At 69.6% G+C, this 25,497-nt stretch carries 23 protein-coding genes; 6 read left to right on the top strand and 17 right to left on the bottom strand.

Annotated elements, in window-relative coordinates:
- The first annotated feature begins 40 nt into the window (after positions 1–40).
- Positions 41–331, top strand: a complete 291-nt coding sequence (locus ACPYN7_RS15305) for an IclR family transcriptional regulator domain-containing protein (RefSeq protein WP_424348201.1) — start codon at positions 41–43, stop codon at positions 329–331.
- A 113-nt stretch (positions 332–444) separates the two neighbouring features.
- Here the strand turns inward: ACPYN7_RS15305 and ACPYN7_RS15300 are convergent, their stop codons facing one another.
- The 3 genes from ACPYN7_RS15300 to ACPYN7_RS15290 form a co-directional block, all read right to left on the bottom strand.
- A complete protein-coding gene (locus ACPYN7_RS15300) occupies positions 445–924 on the bottom strand; it encodes a hypothetical protein (RefSeq protein WP_058873623.1) in 480 nt (159 codons plus the stop codon).
- A gap of 16 nt (positions 925–940) precedes the next feature.
- Positions 941–2,578, bottom strand: a complete 1,638-nt coding sequence (gene ctaD / locus ACPYN7_RS15295; RefSeq protein WP_424348202.1) for a cytochrome c oxidase subunit I — start codon at positions 2,576–2,578, stop codon at positions 941–943.
- A gap of 328 nt (positions 2,579–2,906) precedes the next feature.
- On the bottom strand, positions 2,907–3,197 hold the full coding sequence (locus tag ACPYN7_RS15290; RefSeq protein ID WP_058872360.1) for a DUF6457 domain-containing protein: 291 nt from the start codon (positions 3,195–3,197) through the stop codon (positions 2,907–2,909).
- 101 nt (positions 3,198–3,298) lie between these two features.
- On the opposite strand from ACPYN7_RS15290, the gene ACPYN7_RS15285 reads away from it, so the two are divergent.
- Both ACPYN7_RS15285 and ACPYN7_RS15280 read left to right on the top strand, forming a co-directional pair.
- The gene (locus ACPYN7_RS15285; RefSeq protein ID WP_058872359.1) at positions 3,299–3,814 is read left to right on the top strand and encodes a hemerythrin domain-containing protein; all 516 of its coding nucleotides are present in this window, start codon (positions 3,299–3,301) and stop codon (positions 3,812–3,814) included.
- 214 nt (positions 3,815–4,028) lie between these two features.
- Complete coding sequence (locus ACPYN7_RS15280) at positions 4,029–5,159, top strand: alcohol dehydrogenase family protein (protein WP_424348200.1); 1,131 nt, start codon at positions 4,029–4,031, stop codon at positions 5,157–5,159.
- Between the two features lie 1,024 nt (positions 5,160–6,183).
- On the opposite strand, the gene ACPYN7_RS15275 is transcribed toward ACPYN7_RS15280, so the two are convergent.
- From ACPYN7_RS15275 to ACPYN7_RS15235, 9 genes are all read right to left on the bottom strand, one after another.
- Positions 6,184–6,582, bottom strand: a complete 399-nt coding sequence (locus ACPYN7_RS15275; RefSeq protein ID WP_424348199.1) for a hypothetical protein — start codon at positions 6,580–6,582, stop codon at positions 6,184–6,186.
- Positions 6,583–6,636: 54 nt separating this feature from the next.
- A complete protein-coding gene (locus ACPYN7_RS15270; RefSeq protein WP_424348198.1) occupies positions 6,637–9,060 on the bottom strand; it encodes a phosphotransferase family protein in 2,424 nt (807 codons plus the stop codon).
- Positions 9,057–10,886 carry an ABC transporter ATP-binding protein gene (locus tag ACPYN7_RS15265; protein ID WP_424348197.1) on the bottom strand — a complete coding sequence of 610 codons (1,830 nt, stop codon included), beginning with the start codon at positions 10,884–10,886 and terminating at the stop codon, positions 9,057–9,059. The genes ACPYN7_RS15270 and ACPYN7_RS15265 overlap by 4 nt, the downstream gene beginning before the upstream one ends.
- A complete protein-coding gene (locus tag ACPYN7_RS15260; RefSeq protein WP_082696856.1) occupies positions 10,883–12,157 on the bottom strand; it encodes a glycosyltransferase family 4 protein in 1,275 nt (424 codons plus the stop codon). The genes ACPYN7_RS15265 and ACPYN7_RS15260 overlap by 4 nt, the downstream gene beginning before the upstream one ends.
- Entirely contained in the window at positions 12,157–13,479 is a 1,323-nt protein-coding gene (locus ACPYN7_RS15255; protein WP_082696855.1) for a glycosyltransferase, read from the bottom strand. The genes ACPYN7_RS15260 and ACPYN7_RS15255 overlap by 1 nt, the downstream gene beginning before the upstream one ends.
- Positions 13,479–14,684, bottom strand: coding sequence for a glycosyltransferase family protein (locus ACPYN7_RS15250; RefSeq protein WP_058872362.1), 1,206 nt, complete (start codon positions 14,682–14,684; stop codon positions 13,479–13,481). Before ACPYN7_RS15250 ends, ACPYN7_RS15255 begins: the two co-directional genes overlap by 1 nt.
- Positions 14,685–14,838: 154 nt before the next feature.
- Positions 14,839–15,507, bottom strand: coding sequence for a response regulator transcription factor (locus tag ACPYN7_RS15245; protein ID WP_058872353.1), 669 nt, complete (start codon positions 15,505–15,507; stop codon positions 14,839–14,841).
- A gap of 9 nt (positions 15,508–15,516) precedes the next feature.
- Positions 15,517–17,031: a sensor histidine kinase gene (locus ACPYN7_RS15240; protein ID WP_424348196.1), complete on the bottom strand. Its 1,515-nt coding sequence runs from the start codon at positions 17,029–17,031 to the stop codon at positions 15,517–15,519.
- Between the two features lie 414 nt (positions 17,032–17,445).
- Positions 17,446–18,951, bottom strand: coding sequence for an L-lactate permease (locus tag ACPYN7_RS15235; RefSeq protein ID WP_424348195.1), 1,506 nt, complete (start codon positions 18,949–18,951; stop codon positions 17,446–17,448).
- A gap of 132 nt (positions 18,952–19,083) precedes the next feature.
- Here ACPYN7_RS15235 and ACPYN7_RS15230 point away from each other — a divergent pair, with 132 nt between their 5' ends.
- Positions 19,084–19,581 carry a DUF1990 family protein gene (locus ACPYN7_RS15230; RefSeq protein WP_424348194.1) on the top strand — a complete coding sequence of 166 codons (498 nt, stop codon included), beginning with the start codon at positions 19,084–19,086 and terminating at the stop codon, positions 19,579–19,581.
- Positions 19,582–19,745: 164 nt separating this feature from the next.
- On the top strand, positions 19,746–20,000 hold the full coding sequence (locus tag ACPYN7_RS15225; protein WP_424348193.1) for a hypothetical protein: 255 nt from the start codon (positions 19,746–19,748) through the stop codon (positions 19,998–20,000).
- A 380-nt stretch (positions 20,001–20,380) separates the two neighbouring features.
- Here ACPYN7_RS15225 and ACPYN7_RS15220 read toward each other — a convergent pair whose 3' ends face one another.
- The 5 genes from ACPYN7_RS15220 to ACPYN7_RS15200 form a co-directional block, all read right to left on the bottom strand.
- Positions 20,381–21,118 (bottom strand): hypothetical protein, encoded by a 738-nt coding sequence (locus tag ACPYN7_RS15220; protein WP_424348192.1) that lies wholly within the window; start codon positions 21,116–21,118, stop codon positions 20,381–20,383.
- 71 nt (positions 21,119–21,189) lie between these two features.
- Entirely contained in the window at positions 21,190–21,915 is a 726-nt protein-coding gene (locus ACPYN7_RS15215; RefSeq protein ID WP_424348191.1) for an ABC transporter ATP-binding protein, read from the bottom strand.
- Positions 21,912–22,454, bottom strand: a complete 543-nt coding sequence (locus ACPYN7_RS15210) for a helix-turn-helix domain-containing protein (protein ID WP_424348190.1) — start codon at positions 22,452–22,454, stop codon at positions 21,912–21,914. Before ACPYN7_RS15210 ends, ACPYN7_RS15215 begins: the two co-directional genes overlap by 4 nt.
- A 395-nt stretch (positions 22,455–22,849) precedes the next feature.
- Complete coding sequence (locus ACPYN7_RS15205) at positions 22,850–23,248, bottom strand: ester cyclase (RefSeq protein ID WP_284563864.1); 399 nt, start codon at positions 23,246–23,248, stop codon at positions 22,850–22,852.
- A gap of 83 nt (positions 23,249–23,331) precedes the next feature.
- Positions 23,332–24,066 carry a MerR family transcriptional regulator gene (locus ACPYN7_RS15200; protein WP_284563863.1) on the bottom strand — a complete coding sequence of 245 codons (735 nt, stop codon included), beginning with the start codon at positions 24,064–24,066 and terminating at the stop codon, positions 23,332–23,334.
- A 154-nt stretch (positions 24,067–24,220) separates the two neighbouring features.
- Here ACPYN7_RS15200 and ACPYN7_RS15195 point away from each other — a divergent pair, with 154 nt between their 5' ends.
- Positions 24,221–25,234 carry an arsenic resistance protein gene (locus ACPYN7_RS15195; RefSeq protein WP_336650633.1) on the top strand — a complete coding sequence of 338 codons (1,014 nt, stop codon included), beginning with the start codon at positions 24,221–24,223 and terminating at the stop codon, positions 25,232–25,234.
- Positions 25,235–25,497: the final 263 nt, after the last annotated feature.

Genomic DNA, 25,497 nt, shown 5'->3' with positions numbered 1-25,497 from the left:
TGGTCGATCCTGATCTCGCCCTGCGTCAGGCGAACTTGCTGTGAACCACTGGACTCAACTCACCCTGACACGCAGGGTCACGACCTATCAACAGCTGTTGCGCGAGGTCAGCTCCGACGGCGTGGCCGTCAACTACGGCAAGACCTCGGTGGACGAAGTGGGCGTGTCCACACCTGTCTTCGACCACCGTGACGAGCTCGTTGCCGCCGTCATGATCGCAGCGCCTCGCTATCGGGTCACCGAGGAACGGCTCACCCATCTCGTGGCCGCCTGCAAGGCCGCCTCCGCAAGAGTGTCCCAACGGCTGGGTCGCGCTGTTCGGACTCCCTGATCCGACCGCACCGGCCTGCCCGAAGCCGGACACAGCCTCAGCAGTCCCGCGGAGCGTCCACCATCGGGGGTGCCGTCGACCGGCCAGAGGGCCGTGACCTGCCGGTGGCTTCTTCACGCGGCCCGCAGGTGGGCCAAGGTGAGCCCGATGGGGATGCTGACGAGGATGACGACGAGCAGGGTCCGGTAGGTCCACAGGGCCCATGTCGGTCCGACGCCCTGGCCCGACACCGTGCGGATCATCAGTGCGAGGGCGACGACGAGGAGGAGTCCGCCGACGTCGACGATGAACGGCATTCGTGCGACGGTTCCGCCGATCACAGCTGCACCGCCGGCATTCCATGCCACGTGTTCGACCACGACGGTTCGTCGGGACGGCCGTTGTGACGCCAGTGCGCTCTGTGCGGCACCGAAGGCGATCTGCGCGACACCGGCCACCAGGACGGAGAATGCGGCCACCCAGGAGCCGTGCTCCAGACGCAGTGGTCCCGTGATGGCGGCGACGAGACCTCCGAAGACCACCCATGCCGCGCCGAGGACACGGAACAGGTCCGGGTGGGAACCGGCGGCCCTTCCGGAGCGGAGATCCGTCACGAGGCACACCCGAGGCTCAATCCTTCCGCGTGGCCATGGCGGCGTCGTCGACCGGGGACTGCTGCGGGGACTCCGCGGCCAGCTCCGGGTGGTGCAGGTCCAGGGCCGGGCGCTCGGAGCGGATCCGCGGCAGCGAGGTGAAGTTGTGCCGCGGCGGCGGGCAGGACGTCGCCCACTCCAGCGAGCCGCCGAAGCCCCACGGGTCGTCGACCTCGACCTTCGTGCCGTTGCGCCAGGTCGTGTACACGTTGAAGAAGAAGGGGATCATCGACAGGCCCAGCAGCATGGAACCCGCGGTGGAGATCTGGTTCATCCAGGTGAACCCGTCCTCGGGCAGGTAGTCCGCGTAGCGCCGCGGCATCCCCGAGACCCCGAGCCAGTGCTGGATCAGGAACGTCATGTGGAAGCCCAGGAACAGCAGCCAGAAGTGGATCTTGCCGATCCGCTCGTTGAGCATCTTGCCCGTGAACTTCGGCCACCAGAAGTAGAACCCGGCGAACATGGAAAAGACGACCGTCCCGAAGACCACGTAGTGGAAGTGGGCGACCACGAAGTAGGTGTCCGAGACGTGGAAGTCCAGCGGCGGGACCGCCAGGATCACCCCGGTGAGCCCGCCGAACAGGAACGTGAACAGGAAGCCCAGGACCCAGAGCATGGGGGTCTCGAAGGTGATCGAGCCCTGCCACATGGTGCCGATCCAGTTGAAGAACTTCACCCCGGTGGGCACCGCGATCATCATGGTCATGAACGCGAAGAAGGACAGCATCACGGCACCGGTGACGTACATGTGGTGGGCCCACACCGTCATGGAGAGGGAAGCGATGGCGATGGTCGCGAAGACCAGGCCCTTGTACCCGAAGATCGGTTTCCTCGAGAAGACGGGGATGATCTCCGTGACGATCCCGAAGAACGGCAGCGCGATGATGTAGACCTCGGGGTGGCCGAAGAACCAGAACAGGTGCTGCCACAGCACCGCTCCCCCGTTGGCCGGGTCGAAGATGTGCCCGCCCAGGGTGCGGTCCATGCCGAGTGCGAACAGCGCCGCGGCCAGCGGCGGGAAGACCATGATCACCATCAAGGACGTGATCAGGGCGTTCCAGGTGAAGATCGGCATCCGCCACACGGTCAGGCCCGGGGCGCGCATGCACAGGATCGTGGTGATGAAGTTGACGCCGCCCATGATCGTGCCGAAGCCGGACAGGGCCAGGCCGAAGACCCAGAGGTCACCGCCGGCGCCGGGTGAGAACGAGGAGTTGGACAGCGGTGTGTAGGCGAACCAGCCGAAGGAGGCCGCGCCCTGCGGGGTGAGGAACCCGGCGGTGGCGATCAGGGATCCGAAGAGGAAGAACCAGAAGGCCAGGGCGTTGAGCCGCGGGAAGGCGACGTCGGGGGCGCCGATCTGCAGCGGGACGATGACGTTGGCGAAGCCGACGAACAGCGGGGTGCCGAACATCAGCAGCATCAGGGTGCCGTGCATGGTGAACAGCTGGTTGTACTGCTCCTTGGTCTCCAGGATCTGCATGCCCGGCTCGAAGAGCTCGGCACGGATCAGCAGCGCCATCACCCCGGCGATGCAGAAGAAGGCGAAGGAGGAGATCAGGTACATGTACCCGATCGTCTTGTGGTCGGTGGACGTGATCCAGTTGACGACCATCCGGCCTTTGGACCGGGGCACCACGGCCGGGACGGGTGCGGCCCGGGTCTGATCGGCGGTGTACTGCTGGATGGCCACGGTTGCCTCCCGGTCCGATCGATGCCCCACAGGATCGAGGAGCGGCTGCTTTCGGCGACTGCTCCGCCCGGAGGCTCGTTACGGCCACTCTATTCAGTATGTCAAGCGCAATATTCGGGGAGCGGAGCAGGACAGCTGCGAGAACGTACAGGTCCCCGTGCGCGCGAACTCGGGGACGCGGGCATTCCGGGCGAGAACCCCGCCGCACCTCGCTTCACCGAGGCGAACACCAGGTGCTGCCCCGCCGCCCTCAGCCCTCCCGGGGACCGGCCGCCGGCGCCGGGACGACGCCGGCGACGTCGCGCACCGCTTGCCCAGCGCCAGGCCCCTCGAGGCCCTGGGCACGGACAGCCGCGAGGTAACCGGCAACATAGGCCGTCACCGGCACCGCGGGGCGGGCCACCGCGGCGGAAACGGCCCCGGCCAGAGCCAGCAGCTCCTCGAGGGGGACGTCCAGCCCCTCCAGGTCGAACTCGACCCTCAACTGCTCGATCCACCGCGAGAGCAACCGTCGCTCGTCGGGAGTCATTTCTTTTGCCATCACAAAATCCTTTCGTCATGAGCGAGAACGCCGGCCGGCCGAGGGATCCCGCCCCCGTCGAACCCTTGAATTTGCCTATCATATGCTAGTTAAATACGAGCATGACCACCACAAACGAGAACGACACCACCGACGCCGCCGACCCGATGAGCTCCGTGCCCCGTGATTCCCGCGGCCACCACGCCGGCTTGTGGTCGGCGCTGACCCAGCGCACCGACGCCCTCACTGCCACCATCGACACCGGCCACGACGACCTGCGCGCCCGGAGCGCCCTCGTCCACTTCCTGCGCGGTGATGTCCTCGCTCACCTCGAGACCGAGGAACGCGTTCTCTACGAATGCGCACGCACGATCGGCGCCCACAGCCTCGTCGCCGCACTCGAGGTCGACCACCAGTTCCTCCTGCGCCTGATCGAGCGCATCGAGCAGGCCGACACCGCCTTGGAAGCGGCCTTGTCCGCCCGCGCTCTGGCCGTGCTGATCGCCCTGCGGATCGAGAAGGAAGAGACCGTGGTGCTCCCCGCCCTCGCCCAGGCCGGCATCGATGTCTCCGCCCTCCTGGACCGCATGGTCGTTCAGATGGCCACCGACTACGATTCCCACTTCGTCTACCTCTGACCGACAGCGCCTCGCGGGAAACCGGTAGGCACGGATGCTGATCGGGCGAAAGCGCCCCTGACGGGATCACTTCACCTCGGTCCCGCACTGTGGGCGCCCGAGGCGAGCTGTTGACCGGAGGCAGGCAGCCGGTGCGCGCTGTCGGCCCGTCGAAAGGCACACCGCCACCATCGGCTCTATGGCGCCCCCAGCCCGGGTGGCAGAGGATGGGGCCATGGCCACGCCTTCTTCCCGCCCCGCGGAACGTGCTCCCGTCCGGACCATGGTCGCGGTCGTCACGACCGGGGTCGGCGGCTGTGACCGGCTCGTGCTGTCCCGCGTGCCGACACCCGAGCCGGGCGAGGGCGAGGTGCTGGTCCAGGTCCTGGCGGCCGGGGTCAACAACACCGAGATCAACACCCGGCTGGGCTGGTACTCCTCCTCGGTGACGGCAGGCACCGACGACGCCTCGGAGGACCTTACCGGGGACGCCTCGGCGCGGCCGGACGGGGGCTGGAACGCGGCCACCCCGTTCCCCCTGATCCAGGGCGCGGACTGCTGCGGCCGGGTTGTCGCCGTCGGTCCCGGCGGGGACGAGTCCGTGCTCGGGGATCGAGTGCTGGTCCGGCCCTGCATGCGCACCCGGAGCTTCTCCTCGTGGGACACCGTCTGGCTGGGCTCCGACGTCGACGGAGCCTTCGCACAGTTCGTCGCCGTCCCCGCACACGAGGCCTTCCCGGTCCACTCGCACTGGAGCGACGCGGAGCTCGCCACCATCCCGTGCGCCTACGGAACGGCGGAGAACATGGTCGGGCGCGCCGGGATCACCACCGGAACCCGGGTCCTGGTGACCGGCGCCTCCGGCGGCGTCGGATCGGCCGTGGTGCAGCTGGCCAAACGACGCGGAGCGCACGTCATCGGCACGGCCGGTGAGACCAAACAGGACCGGGTCCGTGCCCTGGGCGCCGACGAGGTCATCGGGCGCCACGAGCCACTGGACCTGCTGGGGGCTCAGAGCGTGGACGTCGTGATCGACAACGTGGCCGGCCCCGGCTTCCCGGAGCTGCTCGGACTCCTCGTGCGGGGTGGGCGGTATGTCTCCTCCGGTGCCATCGGCGGCCCCCTGGTCGAGCTCGACATGCGCACCCTCTACCTGAAGGACCTCACCCTGATCGGGTGCACAGCGTGGGACGAACAGGTCTTCCCGGACCTCATCTCCTACATCGAGCGCGAGGAGATCCGGCCGCTCCTGGCCAAGGTCTTCCCGCTCGACCGGATCGCGACCGCACAACAGGAATTCCTGGAGAAAACGCACGTCGGCAACTTCGTCCTGGTCCCGCCCCAGCCCGGTCCCGCATCCGCCTGACAGGGCTGACGCACGAGAAGACACCCTGGCCGAGGAGCAATCCGAGGTATCCAGCACGAACCGTGAGGGCGTCGGTCAGGACGGCAGGAGCCTGGCCCGGCACAGCGTCCACCCGGATCCCGTCTCACCGGGGATTCGTGCCTCCGATGCAGGACATCGACGTCGGGCGGCGCTGCACCAGCACCCTGCTGAGCCACCCGAGCACTGGCACGGTCCGGCGGGCCGCAGAACACCGCGGAACCGGAGCAGGATCGGCCGAACGGGAGCCCCACCGGAGACAAGACTTCCAGTGGGTCAGTGGCCGGCAGCCGGGCCATATGCAAAGCAATCCGCACTGAAGATGTCGAAAGGGATTTCAAGGATCGTCGCCCCGATGACGACTCCGAACGCCTCCCCACTCACCCCGAGGCGATGGTCAAAGGGTCGATGATCGGGCTGACGTCCCGAAGACCCGCCTCCGCCCCTGGTAGGCCAGACAGGCCCCGTCAGCACTTTCCCGACACGTTCCAACGGCCCGACGGCCGGCCGTGTTCAGCCGACGTGCCAGTGACGGCGAATGAGCTCCTCCCGGGCAGCCGCATCTTCTGCGAGCTCCCCGACCGGCGTGGCGTCGTCGGGGTCGCGCAAGCCCACGAGACAGGCGTCGATGAGCGCGCCGGGGAAGACCCCGCCCGCCTCGAAGAGCTCGCGCTCGGCCTCGAGCCGGAGATCCAGCGATCACGGTGGTGATGGACTGAAGGTTGTGCCGTGACCCGACTGGTGTTCGTGCTGGCCGACCTGCCGGTGCACCTGACCGGGACGATCCGCGCCGTCCGGCTCAAGCTCGGTCCTACTCCACCACCGAGCACCGATCCCCACGGCGGACGCCCCCGTGAGCATGGCGCAGTGGTGACCCCGTCGCCCCTGGCGACCCGTGGCACAGAACCAGACGTCCACCTGAGAGGGTCATCTCAGAGGCGCCCCTGTGAGCAGCTTCCGGGTTCGCTGCTGCAGTCCAATTGCTGTCCTCGCCATCCCCTGCTTCTCAGTCGTCGTCCCAGTCATCATCCCAGTCGTCGTCCCAGTCGTCGTCGGCCGGGGCGGGCTGCACGGGCAGCGGGACCTGGGCCGGTGGAGCCGGATCCACCGGGGCGGATTGCTCATCGGGGAGCGGGTCCGCCGGCTTGGTTGTCGTGGAGTCTTCCGCATTCCGTTCCGCGTTGTCGGTGTCGGGGCTCGACGTGTTCTCGGGGACCGGTGTCTCGGCGGACGGCGCTTCGGAGCGCTGGACGGCGCCGGGTGACGGGCCCGGTGCGGGGGTGCCGCTCACGGAGACGCCGTCGCGCACGATCTCCACCCGGTCCGTGTCGCCGGCCACGCTCCACAGCAGCAGCGCCAGCGCCGCGACGACCGTCAGGGAGACTGCCGACCAGAAGATCCTCATGCCGTCCAGTGTCCGGCAACGCCGTGAGACGGGCATGAGAACATGAGGACCTTCTCAGGAGCCCAGTTTGTCGAGCAGTCCCTGCGCCACGTGGCGCCAGCGCGGGCGGAAGGCGTAGAGGCAGGCGAGCCGCAGCCGGGTCGCCTCGGCGTAGACGGCCAGGCGAGCCGGGTCCGCCTCCAGGGTCTCGGCCACGGCGGCGACTGCCTCGTGCCCCGCCGCCTGCAGCGAGGGGTCGAGCAGACCTTGGGCCACGCGTAGCTCCAGGTGGACGGTGAGGTTCGCAAGGTCGAGCTCGGGCTCTCCGTGGGCCGCCGTGTCGAAGTCCAGCAGCCCGAGCTGCTCGCCGTTGAAGAGCAGCTGCTTGTCGTGCAGATCGCGGTGCAGCACGGTTCGTGCGCGCCGCCGGCCGGGCAGGGCCACGAGGTCCTCGCCGATCCGCCGTGCCAGATGGTCGACGACCCCGGGGTGGGCGTCGAGCAGCCCCGGGAACGCCTCGAGCCGCCCCGCCCATCTGCTCAGGGTGCGGGCCTCGTCCTCGGCGGTGTGCTCGGGTAGTTGCTCGTCCCCGGGCACGGTGGTGGCGAGCACGGGCCACAGCTTTGCCCAGTGGCCGCACGCGGCACGGTAGTCGTCCGCATGGCCCTTTGCCCCGAGCTCGTGCAGGCTCCGCCCGGGCAGAACGGAGAACTCGACCCGGTCCTCGGTGTGGCCCAGTACCACGGGCACCGCGAAGCCGGCTGCGAGGCCCTGCCCGTGCAGTGCTGCGGACAGCTCGGCGACTCGTACGGCCCGCCCGCGCGCGAGGTACTTGACGTAGCGGTCCCTGGTCTCGACCACCGCACGCCGGTGGTGCCGGTGCACCACCACACGGCCGTTGTCCGCGACCGCGGCGGCGAGACCCGGCAGGCGGGGGTCCTCTCCGTACGGGAGGACGTGCACCGTCCACGACCGGTCTGGGCCGGGCATCGCCTCGCCTGCTCTGACGCGTCCCTGGTCGTCCGCCAGCTCCAGTGCGAGCCGCCCGGTACCGGTGGGCCAGGCACGGCACACCCGCAGCTGACTGCCGTCGGCGTCGGTCACGGCCTCCGGGACGCGCACCGGTGGAGCGGACGAGGGCGCCGAGCGGTCGTGCGGCACATCGCGGGTGTCTGTACTGGGCGCCTGGAGGGCCTGCTCCAGGAGCTGGTGCGCGAGCACGAGTTGCCGGTGGGTGCGCTCCCGCCAGTCCTGGGCGCTCGAGCGGAAGGGTTCCATGGTTCGGGCGAGGACGTGGAACGCGGCCCAGGCCAGGATCTCGTCGGGGCCCGGGAGGTCGGACTCGGCCCCGTACCCGCGCAGCAGGGCCCCGGTCAGTGCAGGCTTCTCCGGCCCATCGGGTGCTTCCATGGTTCCCGATCCGAGGAGCTCGACGGCGAGGAACCCGCCGAGGTCGTCGGCGGCCGGGCCGGTGCGCACGCGGTCGAGGTCGGTGAGGCGGAGCTGCGGGGCCTCTGGCCCCGCGGAGCGCTCCACGAGCACCTGGTCGGCTGAGAAGTCACCGTGGAGCAACCGCAGGCCGGCCCGCTCCCGCTCGGTGATCGCGGCGGTCACTGCCCGCCCGATGAGGGCGCAGCGCTGGGCCAGGTCGGTGTCCAGCTCGCCGAGGTCGGCGGCGAGGGCAGTCAGTTTCCGTTCCGGGACGATGGGAACCCCGACCCGTGCGGAGCCGATCAGCGACGGACCGCCGAGGTGCAGCCGGGCCAGCGCGGCGCCGGCTGCCGTGGCCGCCGGGAGAGCAGTCACGCGGGCGGAAGCATCCGAGCGGTCGGCGGCCAGGTCGGCCAGGTCACCGCTGCCGAACCACGGGTAGCGCACCGCGTGCGGCGACCACGTTCGTCCGGGAGCTGGGACGGGGGCGAGCACCGGCACTCCCGCCGCGGCTAGCCGGGCCAGCAGCGCGGGGTCCGCGGGGCTGGGGCCGGCGGTGACCTTCGTGACCAGGCGGGCGCCGGTGTCGTGGTCGGTGTCCGTGAACACTGCCCGGCGCCGGGGGTTGTAGCGGAGCAGCCGGGCGGGAGCTCCCGGTTGTCCGAGGTTCTGCCCCTGTTGTGGATCGAGTGCGATGAGCGGGCGCCGAAGGTCCGGATCCGCTGCGATCCGGCCCACGGCCAGTCGGTGCCCGGGCCGGCCCGGGACGCCCGATACGAGCACGGGGCCGCTGCGGCCGTGGCGCGTCTCGTGATCGTTTCGCGCCATGACCTTGTCGAGCTTGTCCCGCCCGTCCCCGGTGGGGGCGTAGGCCGCGACCCAGTGCACCGCCCCGGTTCCCTCCACGTCCACGCGGGCGACGACCGAGACCCCCGGCTTGTAGCGCAAACGGCTCGTCCGCAGTCTTCCGCCGAGCTCGTTCCCGAAGAGCTCGGTGAGTCGGTCGGCGTCGAGGATCGTGTCGAGGGCCGGCAGGCTCTCCCAGGAGTGCGGCAGGTGGGCGTTCACGTCCGGACCTCCCGACGTCGGCGCGTGCGCTGCTGCTCGACCCAGGCGGCGAACACGCCGTCGGGGCGGGACAGCAGCTCCTCGGGGGTGCCGTCGAGCAGGATCCGGCCGTCCTGGACCCACAGCACCCGGTCGCAGGTCAGCGCCAGTGCAGCGTCGTGGGTCACGGCGATGGAGGTCCGGCCTCGGACGAGCCGGCCGACGGCGTCCAGCACGTCCCGGGCGGCTTGCGGGTCCAGTCCTGTGGTGGCCTCGTCGAGCAGCACGACCGGTGCGTCGCGCAGCAGGGCGCGCGCGATGGCCAGGCGCTGGCGCTGACCGCCGGAGAGCGTGGCCCCGCGCTCTCCCACCGGGGTGTCGTAGCCCTGCGGGAACCCGGTGATGAAGTGGTGGGCCTGGGCTGCCTCGGCGGCGGCCTCGACCTCGGCGTCGGTGGCCGCCGGGCGGCCGAGCCGGATGTTCTCCCGCACGGTGCCGTGGAACAGGACGGAGTCCTGCAGCAGCAGAGCGGTGCTGCTGCGCAGGGTGCCGAGGCTGAGCACGCGCAGGTCGTGGCCGTCGAGGGTCACGGAGCCCGCGACCGGGTCCATCATCCGCACCAGCAGCGAGACCAGGGTCGACTTCCCGGACCCGGACGGGCCGACGACGGCGACGTGCTGGCCCGCCGGGATCACGAGGTCGACGTCGCGCAGCACGGTGCGCCCCTCACGCTCCGGGTCGCCGTAGGCGGCGTCCACGTGGTGGAGGGCGATCTCCCCGTGCACCCCCGGCAGGACCAGGGCGTGTGGGGCCTCACGCACGTCCACGGGTTCCTCCATCAGCTCGGCCACTCGTTCCCCGGAGGCCGCGGCGCGGGCGATGCGCCCGGTGTACTTGGCCATGTCCCGCAACGGTTTCATGCACGTCTTCAGGTAGGTGATGAACAGGACCAGGTCGCCCAGGCTCATCGCGCCCTGGAGGACCCGCATGCCGCCGCCGAAGATCACTGCCGCGGTGGCCGCCCCCACGATCACGTCCGTGGTCCGCTCGAGCGCGGCGGCCAGACGGCGGGACTGCACCCCCTGGGTGAGGGCCAGTTCGTTGGAGCGGGCGAAGGACTCGGCCATGTGCTCCTCCAGCCCGTAGGCCTGCACGGTGCGGATGGCGCCGAGGGACTCGTGGGCGGTGTTCGCCAAGGCGCCCTCTCCCTGCCGGGTCCGCCGCGAAGCCTCGGTGATCCGGCCCGAGGAGCCGCGTCCCACGAGCAGGAAGGCCAGGATCGCCACGACCACCACCAGGGCCAGGAGCCAGTCGAGGACGAGCATCACCGTGCACATGACCACGAGGGTGAGCACGTTGGCCAGCAGCGGCAGCCCCGCCGTGACGGCCACCTCCTGCAGCTTGCCGATGTCCGAGACCAGGCGCTGGACGGTGTCCCCCGCCCGGGAGACCGAATGATAGCGGTCGGACAGCGCCTGGACGCGGGCGAACACCCGGGCCCGCAGGGCGGTGGTGACACGGGAGCCGACGAGGGCGAACGCGACCGTGGCGAGGTAATTGGCGAGGGCCCGAAAACCCACCACCGCGATCGTGGCCAGTCCGGCGGCCAGCAGCAGCTGCCACGAGGCCGCGGGGATCCACGGGTCGACGTTGTCAGCGCCGAGGGAGAGGGAGATGGCGTCGACGACGATCTTCAGCGGCCAGGGCTCGAGCACCCGGAAGGCCACCTCGAGCAGCAGCATCAGCACCCCGCCCCCCGCCAGCAGGCGGCGCTCGCGCAGATGCGGGCCGAGCAGCCCGAGGGTGCGGCGGAGGGCCCGGCGGTCGAAATGCTTGCCCCCGCTCACCGGCGTGCCCCCGCGGGAACCGACGGCTCGGCACCGGCCTCGGCGTCACCTGGGCCCCTCAGCCCCGTGCCTGTAAGACCTGTGCACTCGAGCTCCGTGCCGGCGAGGGTGCGGTCGAGGGCCGCAGCCCAGGAACGTCGTGCGACCGCGTCACGGCGGCCGGCCCGACCCATGGCACGACGCCGGTCGGGATCGGCCACCAGCGTGTCGACGGCTCGAGCCAGCGCGGCGGGATCCGAGGGCTCCACGAGCAGCCCGGTGACCCTGTCCTCGACCGCGGCCGGGACCTGGCCCACGCGGGACGCGACGACAGGCAGGGCCGCTGCGGCGTACTCACAGATCTTCAGCGGCGAGAAGTACTGCCCCGCCGCGTCCTGCGTGGCGGGATAGGGCGCGACGGCCACCGCACAGTCGGCCAGAAGGTCGGGGATCCCGGCGGGGGCCACCGCACCCGTGAACTCGACCTCGACGCCCAGTTCGGCGGCCAGCTCCTCGAGGGGGACCCGCTGGGGGCCGTCCCCCACCACGCGAAGCCGCCAGTCAGCAGTGGCCACGGACCGGGCGCGCAGCAGGTGCTCCACGCCGTGCCACGGCTTGAGCGTGCCGACGAACACAACCACCGGCGGCACCGGGTCGGGTCCCGCCACGGCCGAGTCAGCGCACGGACGGATTCGGTCCACGTTGACCCCGTTGGGCACAACCAGTACGCGTCCAGCACGCCCGCCGGCAACGGCCACGGTCCGATCCACCCAGTGTGCCACCGGCTCCGATACGCACACGGTGCGGGTGGCGGCCCCCACCTGAGCGCAGAGGGCGGCGAGAGCGGCGGCCCGGTCCACGAGGTCGCGGTGCGTCTGCTGTTCGTCGATCAGCGGCGCGTTGACCTCGAGGATGCCCGGGACGCCCAGGGCGTCGGTGATCTCGGTGAGGGCCGTCGAGAACAGGGAATACCGCTCGTACACCGCATCGGCGCCGTCGGCGACGACCCGCTCCGCGATCCAGCGGGCGGCGTGCGCCTGGGCGCGCTCACGGGCGGCCACGCGGGCAGTGCGCCCGGGTGCCGTCGTGGCGGGGGCCGCCTGGACCGGGACGTGGACGACCGGGACGTCGGCGAGGTCGTCCGGGACGTCCTCACCGAGGCGGGTGGCATAAAGGCGGACCTCGGCGCCACGGGCCCGCCAGGTCCGCAGGACCTCCTGAACGTGCACGGAGGCGCCTTTCGTACCGAACACGGGGACGCCGGGATCGGCGCAGACATAGGCGAGGCGCATCAGCGGTCAGCTCCTCCGAGGACGTGGGCAAGAACCGCGGCGGGGGCCGCGACGAGGGGTTCGGTGGAGGTCGCGGCGGAGGTCGGACCGGACGGTGGAACGGTGGGGACCAGCGGGGGCAGCAGCGATCGCAGGGCGGCGGCCTGCTCGGTGGAGTCGTAGTCGCGGGCCACGAGCGTGCGGGCGGCCCGGGCCGTGCCCACCCGGTCGAAACCCGGCTCGGCGACGGTCCTGAGAGCCCTGAGGAGGGCGTCGTCGTCGGCGGTCGGCACGAGGATCCCCGTGCGCGGGGCAGTGTTGCGGACCACCTCGGGGATGCCGGTGACATCGGTGGCGATCACCGGCACGCCCAGGGCCATCGCCTCGAGCAGCACGGTCGGCAGGCCGTCGGCATTGCCGTCTGCCCCCACGACGCACGGGGCGAGGAAAACGTCCGCGGCGCCCAGCAGCCGCCTGATCTCGGCCTGGGTGCGGGGACCCACCAGCTCGACGACGTCCGCGGCGCCCAGCTGCTCGATGAGGGCCCGCAGGTGCTGCTCCAGCTCGCCGCCGCCGGCGATCGTGACGGAGAGCCGTCCACCGGCTGCGCGGTACTGCGCGGCCGCCCGAACGAGTCGGTCGAATCCTTTCTTCTCCACGAGCCGGCCCACGGCCGCGACCCGCAGGACCTCGCCCACGGGGGCGGGGTCCCGGTAGGGGAAGCGGTGAAGCTCGAGCCCGTTGCGCACCAGCCGCAACCGGTGGGCCTGGCCGGGGTGCGCGGCGGCCAGGTGGCACCGGTTGTACTCGGAGATGGCGACCACGTGCTCGGCCCGCTCCAGGGTGCGACGCAATCGGGCCGGGTCCACGGAGTCGTGGAAGATGTCCTTGGCGTGGGTCGTCACCGAGAACGGCACCCCCGTGAGCCGGGAGGCGATCTCGGCCACGTGCGCGGCCAGCGTCGCGAAGTGGGCGTGCAGGTGCGTGATGCCCTGCTCCACGACCTGAGTGGCCAGCGCCACCCCCTGGTGGACCTCCGCGGCCTCCGTGCCGGCCAGCTCCGGCAGCAGCTCGGCGAAGCGAGACCCGAACCCGGGGATCACCTCCGTCGCACGGGCCAGGACGGCCCAGCCGGCGGAGGCCCGGTCGGGACGCTCCACGTGGTGGACCGGCGCCTGGACGCGGGCGAGCTCGGGGTGGAAGCGGGGGTCCGTGCTGTGCCGGAGGGCGAAGATCGTGAGGTCCTCGCCCTGAGCTTCCCGGGCCAGCACCTCGGTGACGACGAAGGTCTCGGAGAAGCGGGGGTAGACCTTGAGCACGTAGCCGATGCGGTGACCGCCCATCAGAGGCTCACCGCCACGGTCGGCGCGCCCGCGGGCACGGAAGCCGCGGCCCTGGCCAGCAGTTCCGCGGTGAGCACGGGAACGGTGTGCAGCCCGCCGAGGGCCAGGTGCCGGCGTGGTTGAACGGTGCCGGCCACGCGGTGCAGCCACCCGCTGAGCGCGGTGCTGGTGAGGGCGTCGACGGTCAGCACATCCACGGCGCCGCGTGCCTGGAGCGCGCGGGCCCGGATCAGTTGTTCCTGACGAGGACGGTCGCGGGGCACCAGGAGGGCCGGGGTGTTCGTGGTGAGTATCTCGGCGACGGAGTTGTAGCCGCCCATGGACACCACCGCGCTGGCGTCGACGACCTCCGCGAGAGCGTCCGGGACGCAGGGCAGGACGCGGGTGCCCGGCACGGCGGCCGCGCGCACCTGTTCGGCGTGCTCCTGCGGCATCTGCGGTCCGGTGATCACCACGTGCTCGTGGCCGTGCGGCATCCGGGCACGAGCCGCGGCGAGGGTCAGCCGGTGTCCGTCACAGCCTCCGCCGACCATCGTGAGCACATAGGGCCGATCGACTCCGCTCGTGCGGCGACCGGCAGCCCGTCCGGTCGCCAGGTAACCGGTGTACCGGACCAGGTCGGCGAGCGCCGCGGGGATCTCCCCGGAGGCCACCGGGTCGTGCACGGCGCGGTCGCCGTAGACCCACAACTGGTCGTAGACCTCGTGCACCCGGTCGAGGTCCCCGAGCGCGGCCCACTCCCGGGCAACGGCCCCGGGATCGTCGAGCACCTCGCGCAGGCCCAGGACCACCGCGGTGCCGGGGCTCTGGGCCCGCAGCCGTCGCAGCGGTTCCAGCAGCTCCCCGTCCACGCCCCAGGGGTGGCGGTCGACGACGACGAGATGCGGGCGGAAGCCGGTGAGCGCCGCGTCCAGCATCCCGGAGCGCAGGGAGGTCAGGTGCGCCATGCCCACGGCGAGGTTGCGCGGCGCGTAACCGCCGGAGCCCTTCCGGATTCCCGGCAGCACCACCCAGTCGAAGCCCTCGGGCCGACCGTAGGACGTAGCATCGTCGACGCCGGTCAGGAGCATGCCTGTGACCCGGCGCCCGGTCAGCGCCGGCAGGTGCTGAGCCAGGGAACGGGCCAGGGCCAGGTTCCGCCGGGTGTGCCCCAAACCCTGGGAGTCGTGGGAGTACAGCACCACCCGCAGCTCGTCGTCGCTCATCATGTCCTCCTCAGGGAGACGCCAGACCGTCCGACGTCCTTGCAACCGCCTCCACTGTGAAGGGGGGACATGATGGGAACATGAGCCGTCGATGAAAGAGTTCTCATCTTTCAGCGCATGCGGATCGGCCGCACAGGAAAGGCGGGCCCGGCTGCTAGAGGCGGGCGAGGCGGTACCCGGCACCGCGCACGGTGATGATCTGCTCGGGTCCGAGCTTGTTGCGCAGGTACCGGACGTAGACGTCGACCACGTTGGAGGAGCCCTCGAAGTCGTATCCCCACACCTTGTTCAGCAGCTGTTCCCGGGTGAGCACCTGACCCGGGTTCTCGAGGAAGGCCCTGGCCATGGCGAACTCACGGGCGGACAGTTCGATCTGCTGACCCTCCAGCACCGCGCAACGGGTCCCGACGTCGAGGGAGAGCGCCCCGTAGCGCAGCTCGTCGGCGGCCAGGTCCCCGACGGCGCGGTCGCGCAGCCGAACCCGGACACGGGCCAGCAGCTCCTGGAAGCGGAAGGGCTTGGCGAGGTAGTCGTCGGCGCCCTGCTCCAGACCCGCAACGGTGTCCTCGACCGAATCGCGGGCGGTGCACATGATCACAGGAATCGAGAAGCCCATGGAGCGCAGCACGGACAGCACCTTGAAACCGTCCATGCCGGGCAGCCCGACGTCGAGGATCAGCAGGTCGAACTCCCCGGTGCTCGCGTAGTCGAGGGCGCTCGCACCGTCCTCCACCACCGTGGTCGTGTAGCCCGCGGCGCGCAGACCCTTTTGGATGAAGCGGGCGATCCGCTCCTCGTCCTCGGCGATAAGGATGCTGGCCATGGGCGTCCTCTACTTTCTGGGACCGACGGACGAGTCGATGAGTGCCTCGGCGACCTGTTGGACGGGCAACCGTAGCGTGAACATGGATCCCTGCCCAGGGCTCGAACGCAATCGGACGCTCCCACCGTGGCCCTCGGCGATGGCAGTGACGATCGCCAGGCCAAGACCGGCCCCCTCCACAGTGCGCCCGGTCTCGGCACGGCCGAAACGTTCGAAGATCCGGCGCTGATCCTTCTCTGCCACGCCCTGACCGGTGTCCCGGACCCACAGTTCCACGTGGCGGACGGACCCGTCGCTCTCGCCCGCTCCGTTCGCCGGGGCCCCGGTGGACCAGGCGGCGCCCAGCGCCACGACGTCCCCCGGGGCGGAGAACTTCACCGCGTTGGCCGCAAGCTGAACCACGGCCTGGGTGAGCCGTTGCCCGTCGGCGAGGATCCAGCCCTCGGCGCGGGACTCGAGCGACCACTTCCGGTCCCCGAGGGAGCGCACCCGGTCCATGGCGTCGTCGAGCAGGGCTCCGATGTTGACCGGATCGGGCCGGATGAAGTCCGCCCGCTGCGCCTTCGCGAGCAGCAACAGGTCCTCCACGAGGCGGTTCATCCGCTCGATCTCGTCCAAGAGCATCGCCCGGGTCTCCGCGACGTCCGCAGCGTCGTGCTCATCCATCAGCTCGAGGTTGCCGTGCAGGATCGTCAGGGGCGTGCGCAGTTCGTGGGCTGCGTCGTCGAGGAACTGACGCTGCTCGACGAAGGCGGCCTCGATCCGGCCGAGCATGCCGTTGAAGTTCGCGGCCAGCTGACCCACGTCCGAGTCCTGCTGCGTCACGGGCACACGCCGTCCCAGGTCCTCCGGGCTGATCTGCTCAGTGGCCCGCCGCAGTCGCGTGATAGGGGCCGTGACCCGCCCCACCAGGACGTATGCCACCAGGCCGGCCACGACCATCGTGAGGGCGGCGATGCCGAGGTAGCGCCAGAGCGAGTCCAGCACGATCTGCCGCTGAGCGCTCATGTCGAAGCCGACGACGAGGTAGCCCTGGCGGGGATCCTCGTCCAGGACCACAGAGATCACGCCCAGGCGGAGCATGCGCCCGCCCTGCTCGTGGTCGAAGACCACGGTCTGCCCGGGCCGGGCCCGCTCCACCACCGCGGCGATCGTAGTCGGGTCGTCGAGCTGGAACCGGGAACGGGCCGCGTGCTCGAACGCCGGCTCGCCGTCGACGAGCGCGAGGATGCTCTCGTACTCCCCGGGGACCGTGGTGGTCATGAAGACATAGAACAGCTGGGGCAGATCCGTGAACGGCTCCTCAGCCAATGCGTCCAGATCCTCGGACGGGGACGCGTCCGGCCCCAGGGGACCGCGCTGCGCCAGCCGCTGCAACTCCCCCGCTTCTTGGACGATGTCCTGGCGGACGGATTCATCGACGTCGACCAGGCGCAGATAGTGGGTCAGCCCACCCACCGTCAGCAGCGCGACGGCGAGGAACACCAGGGTCGTGGCGAGTACCCGGCTGCGGACAGACCTCAACTCCGTCCGCACCCTTTCCCGCCACTCTCCTGACATGAGACTCAGCCTATCGACGGCACATGAGGGGACTATGAAGGGGGAGCGAGCCGTGCGGCTCACTCCCCCGACGGTCCGAGGCAATGCGTCCCCGGCTGGTGCGGGACAGCATCTGCAGCAGGGGGCCTGGGGGCTCACGACAGCCTCAAGAGCGGAACCACGGCGTCGGCAGAACGGGAGATTTCGAGGGCCGGAGATGTCCAACAGACATGTTCCACCTCGGCCGCCGGTCGCTTCCAGCTCAGCGCTGACCATCGCTTCACCTCGTCCATGGCCCTGAGCGGCGGGAACCATCACTCCTGAGCTCCTGTCCGAGCCGCTGGTCCGATCACGTCCGCGAGGCCCGTTCGGCGCCGGAGGAAAGGCAGGGCCCAGGGGTCAGCCTGCTGTCGGCATCCAGAGCATGTTCACAATGCCCCACAGCACCAAGCACACCAGCACGAACGGCAGGGTCCTGGCGACCAGGGCCGCCCGGGTGAAGGCAGGCCCGGGGGTGTCCTTCCGGTGCAGCGGGCCGGCGATCCGGTAGGCGAGCTCGATGCGCGCCGGACTGGCCAGGCAGGCCAGTCCGGCCGCCACGTTCTGGGAGGCCATCATCCACAGGGGGTCCATGCCCAGGGCATGCGCGGCCGCGTCCTGGGTGCCCCCGAACATGGCATTGGCGCCCGTGCCCGAGGCCGTGATGTAACCGCCCAGGCCACCGAGCAGCGGGACCAGGAACAGATAGGCCTGCCCCAGCCCGGTCAGCGCCGTGGCCAGGGCCTCGGCCAAACCGCCCCCGGAGATCGCGGTGCCCAGCACCAGGTACAGGCCGGTCGGCACCGCCACCTGGAGCCACATCCGGGCGCTCTCCCGGGGAAGCCGGCGCCGGTGGCCCCTGGCCAGGGAGAGCACCACGATCCCGACCAGGGCTCCGGCGCTGGACCACAGGGCCGGCGAGCCCAGCACTGCGCCGAACCCACCGAGCGGCAGCCGGTCTTCGAGAAGCTGCCCGATGATGGTGCCGCCCAGCAGCACCAGGTACGGCACCAGAGCCCGGACCGGGGCGGGCCCCAGACGTCCTCGACTGATCACCCCGGCCCAGCCCGCGGACATCAGCAGGGTCGCCACCGCACCGGCCACGGCCGTGCCGAACACCAGATTCGCGGCAAGGACCAGGACGGACAGCACCACTCCCGACGCCAGCCCCATGCCGATCCAGGCGCCGTAGTCAGCAGGCCGGGGCCGGCCGTCGGAGGTGGGCAGCCCCCGGCCGGCGATGACCGCGGCCACGGCACCGGAGCCCCAGAAGGCGATGACGTTCAGGGCCCCGGAAGCCACCCCGAGGTCGTGGAGGGAGACGCCGGCGATCTGGGAGCCCAGCAGAGTGCCGGGGCCCATCGAGCCCCACGGGCCCACCATGAGCCCGACCAGCGAGAGGGAGGCCGCCCGCAACGGCGTGAACCCCAGGGACAGCAGCAGCGGCAGCCCGATGATCACGGAGACGCCGAACCCGGTGACGGTCTCCAGGAACGGCACCACCCCGTGCACCATGAGCAGCGCCGAGACCACTGTGGGGCCGCCCCCGGACGAGAGCCACCGGGCCAGGCTCTCCTGCGCACCGGTCCGGTCCATGACCCGTGCGAGCAGGATCCCGCCGGCAATGATCGCCAGCACCTCGACCAGGGTCCAGAAGCTCTGGCCGAAGGCCGAGGCCACCTCCCCCACAGGGGTGTCGAACCAGGCCAGGCCGATCAGCACGGCTGAGACCAGCCCGGCGCCGGGAGCCACCCACGGCGGCGCCGGCACGAGCAGCAGCACCAAGGTCAGCACAATGGGCAGGGCCGCCATGAGCACGTCCAACGGCGGCCCACCTCCACACTTCTCCTGTCGGGTCTCTGACACCGGCAGATGCTACGCCCTGACGACGTCAGGGTGGCCACTGATACGGAGGGCCGCGCTTACTGCACCGCGGACTCACGAGTCGGGCCGGTAGCCTCGCCATATGTAAAGCGCCTCCTTGGCATAGTGAGCGCTATGACTCTGCTCGACCGCCCGCTGACCTATCCGGAGATTGGCGCCACCGCTGGGCAGCTCCCCAACGGGTACGACCATCTGGGGGTTCGCCGGGTGATCGACCACGGGGAGTCGACGTTCCACCACGCAGCCGATCGATTGATGAGCTGGCAGACGCACCGGGCAGCCGGACTGACTGTCGTGGCCACCACACCGCGCGTCGAGCAGGACAGCCGTGTCCGTCTGCGCCTGGGCCGGCACCTGTTGCGGATCTCCTTCGGATGCCAGGTGGTCTACGTCGTGGAGGAAGAGCGCCGGCGGGGCTTCGCCTACGGGACCCTGCAGGGCCACCCCGAGCAGGGCGAGGAGAGGTTCTGCGTCGAATGGCGGGAGGACGACACCGTCGTGTTCACCATCACCGCCTTCTCCCGTCCAGGCACCTGGTGGTCCCGCGCCCTGGCGCCGGTCAGCCATCGCCTGCAGCAGCGATACACCCGCCGGTACCTGCACGCCCTGTAGCGCCTCTTCGAAGGCCAGCGAGGGTGCGCCACAGCAACCATGGGCGTGGCCTCGACGTGCATTAGCCTGCACGCCAGCACAAGTGCGCCTTCTCCGTGCGCGCTGGGCCTGATAGTTCTGGGCTTGAGCCGAGACAAATCGGAAAGTTCTACAGGAGGTGTGCAGTGGAGGACATCTTCTGGCCGGCCCTGATCATGGGCCCCGTGATGATCGTCTTCGGGATGGTGGTCATCAGGTTCCGCAAGACGCTGATCTCAGTCATCATCGAGGCCCAAAGCGTGCTGTTCGGCCGGCGAGTCGGTCAGATCTTCGCAGATCGCACCGGCTCTTCGGCGCTGCTCTATCCCGGGGTCGGCGCCGTCGTCCTGGGGGTCGTGATCATTCTGATGGGTCTGTTCCTGCCGCGGGAGATGTTCTAGTGGGGTGGCCGAGCCTTGTCTTGGGTGCTGCCATGGTGATCACCGGTGTGGTCTTCCTGCTTTGCCGGAAGGCACTTGCGGGTCTCTACGCCTCACGGCGCCAGGTTCTTCCGCCGAATCATCCGCAGTACCGAGCAGAAGCTGCCTTCACCGCCGGTCCCATCGGCGTCCTGGGATGTGCTGGCATTTTGGCTGGCCTCATCGTGCTCGGTGCGGAGGTGCTTTAACTTTCCGCGCGCGGGAGGGCCAGCTTCGATGCACGCCCCAGGGCCACTACATCCCGCCCGGGCGCAGGCTCACCTCGGCGTTCAATGGGCAACCCTTTACGGGCTGCCGCGGATGGTGCTTGTTGCGCTCAGGATCGTTGGCGGGTCGTGGTTCTAGTGGCCGAGAAGGCGGGTGCTGCGAAATCCTCGGGCGGTCATGCGAATGATGAGGGAACTCGCCAGCAGTGTTGCCAGCAGGACGAGGCCGAGGACGGGTAGTACCCATTGGCCGAGGAACATCACCGATGGGACCGCGAAGAGTGTCGGTGCGATGGCCAGAAGACGTATCGGGCCGCCGTTCATGCCTGCCCGTGATTCCAAGGTCTTGGGATGCAGAAGTGCCCCGAACAAGGTGACGCTTGCCGACCACACGCCCATGGACAGCGGCAGCACGATGAGGGCGAGCAGATACGGCACGGTCACAGTGACGGACATGCCCGCGAGCACGGCGCCGATGGTGAGTGCCACACCGAAGCTCGAGGTCGCAGCGGCACAGGATGCGCAGGCCAGCAGCAAGCCGGCGCCGAGGTAGGCCCGGAACAGGTCACGGCGCGGGATGGGGCTGGCGAGCAGCACTTCGATGCCTCCGCCGTTCACATCATCGGCGACCACACCGGGCAGGGTGAGCGTGGCGACGACGCCCACCAACGCACCCAGCAGCGCCGGGGCCATGGCCAGCAGGTAGGAGCTCATCGGCTCCACCTCGCCGCCGAGATCCCGTACCGCAGCCAGATCCGTGGTCAAGAGACCCAGGGCCTCCCGCACATCGGGCATCAGCTCGACGCTTCCCGGCGTCAGGAAGATCAACACTGCGTATCCGGCGCCGATCAGCGCGGAGAGCCACAGGGCCATGGTTCCTTGTTGAATCCACGCCCGTCTGGTGAAAGCACGCACACGGCGGCCGGCCAGATCCTGTGGGCGGCTCATGCGGCTGCTCCCAGGTGGTTCAGGATCATCTGCTCGTTGACCTCGGCGCCGTCCTCGCCCAGGACGATGAGGTCCGTTCCCTGCACCACCAAGTAACGCTGCGCTAGTTCCAATGCCTCGGGGACACTGTGGGTGGAGTACAGCACCGTGCGGGTGGTGCCCCACTCCCGCAGGAGCTCGCGCATCCGGGCGGCATAGACAGGGTCCAAACCCGTCAGGGGCTCGTCGAGGACCACGAAGTCGGGATCGGTCATGGCCAGACGCGCCAGGTCGACGCGCTGGCGTTGCCCGCGGCTGAGGGTCCTCACACGCTGGTTCAGGATCGTGTTGAGATCGAACTGCTCGACCAGGGCGTCGTGTTCGATCAACGTGGCCTGCGCAACGCTGTCCCGCACCGCGCGCCAGAAGGTCAGGTTCTGTTCCACCGTGAGCTCACTCGCCAGGGCAAGCTCATGACCGAGATAACCGACCCGGGAGCGCACCACCGCACCGTCACGCACCGGCGCGCCGAAGACCGTGCACCGCCCCGACACCGCGGGAATCACTCCGCACAGGGTGCGCATCAACGTGGTCTTCCCGGCCCCGTTGCGCCCCAGCAACGCCGTGACACCCGGGCCCAGTTGGAGGTCGACGGGCCCCAACACTGCTGCCCCGCCGTACCCGACCACCAAAGCATGGGCTTCGACCGTCAGTGCCCCCGGCCCGCGATCAGGTGCCCTCATTGCGCGTTCTCCGTGTCAGGTCGCGGCAGCAGTACCGTCGTCAGGACACGGCGCCGGCGGCCCTGGCCCTGCTCGTTGCCCATCAGTGCCCGCAACGCACCCATCACGGTGTCGAAGAACTCATCGACCTCAGACGCCGTCGCCCAGAAGTCCGCCTGCGCGAAGCTCACCCGATCCTCCACCAGATCATGCTCACCGGCACTCACATAGGTACCGAAGTCACGGATCACCCCGGAGGTGAACATCGTGAACGTCGTGAGGAGTTCCTCCGGCGAGAGGCCCCGCAGCTCCTCCGGCGAAGGATTGGCCAATCCTTCGACCACTCGATAGGTCTTCTCACTCACCCCCCGAACCTGCTGTTCACCTACGACGGCGAGCAGTCCGTGCGTGACCAGATACGCCACATGCCGGTAGAGCGTGGCGATCGGAATGTCCGGAAGACGCTCATGCAGTTCGTGGGTCGTCAAGCCGTCACCGGCAAGGAGTGCTTGGACGACCCGCATGCGGACCGGATGGAGAAGAGCAGCAGAAGTCACCATGCCCTACTTATATCATTATCAATACTGATACTGATGATATGGGGTCGCCCTTCGCTGACACAGAGGCCCATCTCCACCGTGTGAACCCATGGCCTGTCCGGGGTTCAGACATCCGGCACTCACCCCGATGACACCCCAACGGGTGTCCGCACCCCTCACCGACGGCCGGAACTCAGTGGCTCGACCACAACCGCAACCTCGCCACCGTCATCGGTGTCCGGTAGCCGGCCATATGTAAACCGTTTTCGGCCACGGCCGCCCCCGTGAGACCTGGTCCTGAGATCGATGGGACTCACCGGAGGGCGTGGGCAGCTCCATGCGTCGTCGCGTTCGAGCTGACACTCTTCGCTCCAACCTGGTCAAAGGCCCGGCCCGCCGGTGGGCGCGCAGCCGCTCTAAGGGCGTAGCCCTAATTGGCGGAAGCGTTCCAGGGTGTCTTCCAAACCCCAGGCCTTGGCGATCAGACCGTCGCGGAAGGTGAAGAAGTACACCTCGTCGATGTTCTCGAACCGCCGGCCCGTGGGCGTGTAACCACGCCAGTCACCGAGGTGGGTGCCGGAACACCGGAACCGGGCGGCTACCGTGTCACCGTCGCTGACCAGTTGCACGATCTGCATACGGGTATCGGGGAAAGCGGCGCGGAACGGTGCGATCCAGCGCCGGGCGACCGGGGCCATGGCCGGGGTGTAGAGCTCGTCCAGAACCTGAAGGTCCCCGCCAACCAATACCTCCTGGACCAGCCGGGTGACCACCGCGGTGTTCGGGGACTGCGCGGGGTCGTCAGGGACGGTCATGGTGTGTCCTCCGGGCGGGTGGGACGTGGGTGTGCCGCCACCATACAAGGGCCGCCCCACGTGGCCACCCACAGCGCCGGCGCCTACCAGTCCCTGATCACCCCGGGCCGAGGGTCACCTCCCGCAGGGACAGCTTGGACCCCGCGTAGGGCCTCGAAAACTATGGAGGTCTTCCGGTCTTGGACGGACACGGTCAAGGTGCACCGACCACCCTCCAGCCGTAACGCGAGGGTGGTGCTGCAGTCGTTGTCATGCTCGATCCGAGCAAGCGCCGAGACCTCGATGAGTCGCTCGATGGGCAGGTCGACCACGAGGGAGTCACCATCGACTAACACCGGACAGTGTTGAAGGATGTCCTGCCAGTGACTCCGGCGTCTCGCGCGTCCGTCTTCATCAATCCATCGCTGGCCCGGGGAGTCCGAGAGCACCAGGAACGCGCACTCCGAGCGGCACCGTTCGGGGCTGTCCGGGCACGCCATGACGTGTCTGCTGGCGGCGTTGAGGTGCTCGTGGAGTCTGGTGAGCTTGGCCAGGTTCTCCTCGACCTGCGTCAGCTGCTCGGTGAGCAGCGGTTGCAAGGCGGCTTTGACCTTTGTGCAGGTCCCCGTATCGGCCAGATCCAGCAGGTTCTTGATCTCGGGCAGCTCCAGGCCCAGCTCCTTGGCGGCATCGATGAATTCCAGGCGCTCCAGCGCGTGCTCGTCGAAGGCCCGATAGCCGTTATCCGAACGCTGCGGGGCGAGCAACCCCATGGACTCGTAGTAGCGCAGCGTCGTGGCCGGCACCCCGGAGCGAGCGGAGACCTCGGAAATACGCACGCCCCCACCGTAAGCACCCCCGACTTGACCTTCAACCCATCTCTAAGGTTTACGATCCTCCCCTGACTTACGTAAGCGCCGCGTCCGCGCGCACGTGACGGCCCGCGCCTGGGTTGATGACTGTCCGGTGGGTGGCATCGACGAAGGACAGCGGATGGTCGAGATCCACCGCATCGAGAAGGAGGAGTACCCCATGTCCTGGTGGGAACGGTTGCAAAGTGTGCTGGTGGCGGTCGCCGCTGTGGCCGGCCTGGCGGTGGGAGTGGCCTGGTCGGTCGGTGCGGCCGCCGAGCACGTGGTGCTGCCGGCGTTGATGGTGATGCTCGCGGCGGTGTTCGTGCAGATGGACGCGACCCAGCTCGCCCAGGCCAAACGCGCCCGGGCGGTGGTGGCGGCCAGCCTGGTGCTCAACTTTGTGTTCACCCCGTTGCTGGCCTGGGGACTGGGTGCGGGGCTGCTGGGTGGATCACCGGACCTGCGGATCGGGTTGCTGCTGCTGCTGGTGACCCCGTGCACGGACTGGTACTTGGTGTTCACCGCGATGGCCCGGGGCCATTCCGGGATCGCCGCGGCCTTGTTGCCGGTGAACCTGATCCTGCAGCTGCTGCTGCTGCCGCTCTACGTGCTGCTGCTGGGCGGGCAGGCGGCCATGGTCGATCTCGGCACGCTGGCCGAGTCGGTGCTGCTGGTGCTGGCCGTGCCCTTGGCGGTGGCCCTGCTCGCGCGCTGGGCCTCCGCCCGGTACCGGGGCGTAGCCTGGCGCGAGCAGCGGATCCTGAATCCGGCCGGGCGTCTGGTGCTGCCGCTGCTGTACCTGGCGGTGTTCGCGATGTTCGCCTGGCAGGCCCGCACCGTGCTGGCCCACCTGGACGAGCTGGCCATGTTGCTGGTGCCGCTGGCGGCGTTCTTCGTCATCGCCCCCCTGGCCGCCACCGCCACCGCCCGCGCACTGCGCCTGCCGGCCGACCAGCGAGTGACGCTGACCATGACCACCACCGCCCGGAACTCCCCGATCGCCCTGGCTCTTGCGGTGGCCGCGTTCCCGGACCGGCCACTGATCGCCGTCGCCCTGGTCGTGGGCCCCTTGGTGGAGCTGCCCGTACTGGCGGTACTGGCCCAGATCGTGCGCGCCCCGAAGCAGGTAGAGCGACAGGCGGCCGGCGCCTGACCGGAAAGCAACCCTTTAGCGCAGCGTCGCGGTCCTGGGAAGTGTCCGGTAGACGGCCATATGTAAATCAAACGGCCTCATGCTGGCCGTGCGCAGGAGTGATTCCGTCCCCACTTGTGCGGCACAGCACACACCATGTATTTGCATAACTAAACTCGTGCTCGGATGGGTGGTGGCCCGGCGTCACATCTGCTCCTGCACCCGGCGGACCGACCCACATCCTGCAGCAGACCACACCGGCCGCGCTGCCCGCACACTTCCGG

The organism is Kocuria sp. CH-021 (assembly GCF_049716185.1).
Taxonomy (GTDB): domain Bacteria; phylum Actinomycetota; class Actinomycetes; order Actinomycetales; family Micrococcaceae; genus Kocuria; species Kocuria cellulosilytica.
Note: the sequence above shows the minus strand (reverse complement) of the source record. Positions and strands in the feature narration are given on the sequence as shown.

What these genes read in the sequence shown, in the direction of transcription:
- ctaD (WP_424348202.1), bottom strand. Translation starts at nt 2,578, where the DNA reads ATGGTCGTCAACTGGATCACGTCCACCGACCACAAGACGATCGGGTAC.
- ACPYN7_RS15290 (WP_058872360.1), bottom strand. Translation starts at nt 3,197, where the DNA reads ATGGCAAAAGAAATGACTCCCGACGAGCGACGGTTGCTCTCGCGGTGG.
- ACPYN7_RS15285 (WP_058872359.1), top strand. Translation starts at nt 3,299, where the DNA reads ATGACCACCACAAACGAGAACGACACCACCGACGCCGCCGACCCGATG.
- ACPYN7_RS15280 (WP_424348200.1), top strand. Translation starts at nt 4,029, where the DNA reads ATGGCCACGCCTTCTTCCCGCCCCGCGGAACGTGCTCCCGTCCGGACC.
- ACPYN7_RS15275 (WP_424348199.1), bottom strand. Translation starts at nt 6,582, where the DNA reads ATGAGGATCTTCTGGTCGGCAGTCTCCCTGACGGTCGTCGCGGCGCTG.
- ACPYN7_RS15260 (WP_082696856.1), bottom strand. Translation starts at nt 12,157, where the DNA reads ATGCGCCTCGCCTATGTCTGCGCCGATCCCGGCGTCCCCGTGTTCGGT.
- ACPYN7_RS15255 (WP_082696855.1), bottom strand. Translation starts at nt 13,479, where the DNA reads ATGGGCGGTCACCGCATCGGCTACGTGCTCAAGGTCTACCCCCGCTTC.
- ACPYN7_RS15250 (WP_058872362.1), bottom strand. Translation starts at nt 14,684, where the DNA reads ATGAGCGACGACGAGCTGCGGGTGGTGCTGTACTCCCACGACTCCCAG.
- ACPYN7_RS15245 (WP_058872353.1), bottom strand. Translation starts at nt 15,507, where the DNA reads ATGGCCAGCATCCTTATCGCCGAGGACGAGGAGCGGATCGCCCGCTTC.
- ACPYN7_RS15230 (WP_424348194.1), top strand. Translation starts at nt 19,084, where the DNA reads ATGACTCTGCTCGACCGCCCGCTGACCTATCCGGAGATTGGCGCCACC.
- ACPYN7_RS15220 (WP_424348192.1), bottom strand. Translation starts at nt 21,118, where the DNA reads ATGGCCCTGTGGCTCTCCGCGCTGATCGGCGCCGGATACGCAGTGTTG.
- ACPYN7_RS15215 (WP_424348191.1), bottom strand. Translation starts at nt 21,915, where the DNA reads ATGAGGGCACCTGATCGCGGGCCGGGGGCACTGACGGTCGAAGCCCAT.
- ACPYN7_RS15210 (WP_424348190.1), bottom strand. Translation starts at nt 22,454, where the DNA reads ATGGTGACTTCTGCTGCTCTTCTCCATCCGGTCCGCATGCGGGTCGTC.
- ACPYN7_RS15205 (WP_284563864.1), bottom strand. Translation starts at nt 23,248, where the DNA reads ATGACCGTCCCTGACGACCCCGCGCAGTCCCCGAACACCGCGGTGGTC.
- ACPYN7_RS15195 (WP_336650633.1), top strand. Translation starts at nt 24,221, where the DNA reads ATGGTCGAGATCCACCGCATCGAGAAGGAGGAGTACCCCATGTCCTGG.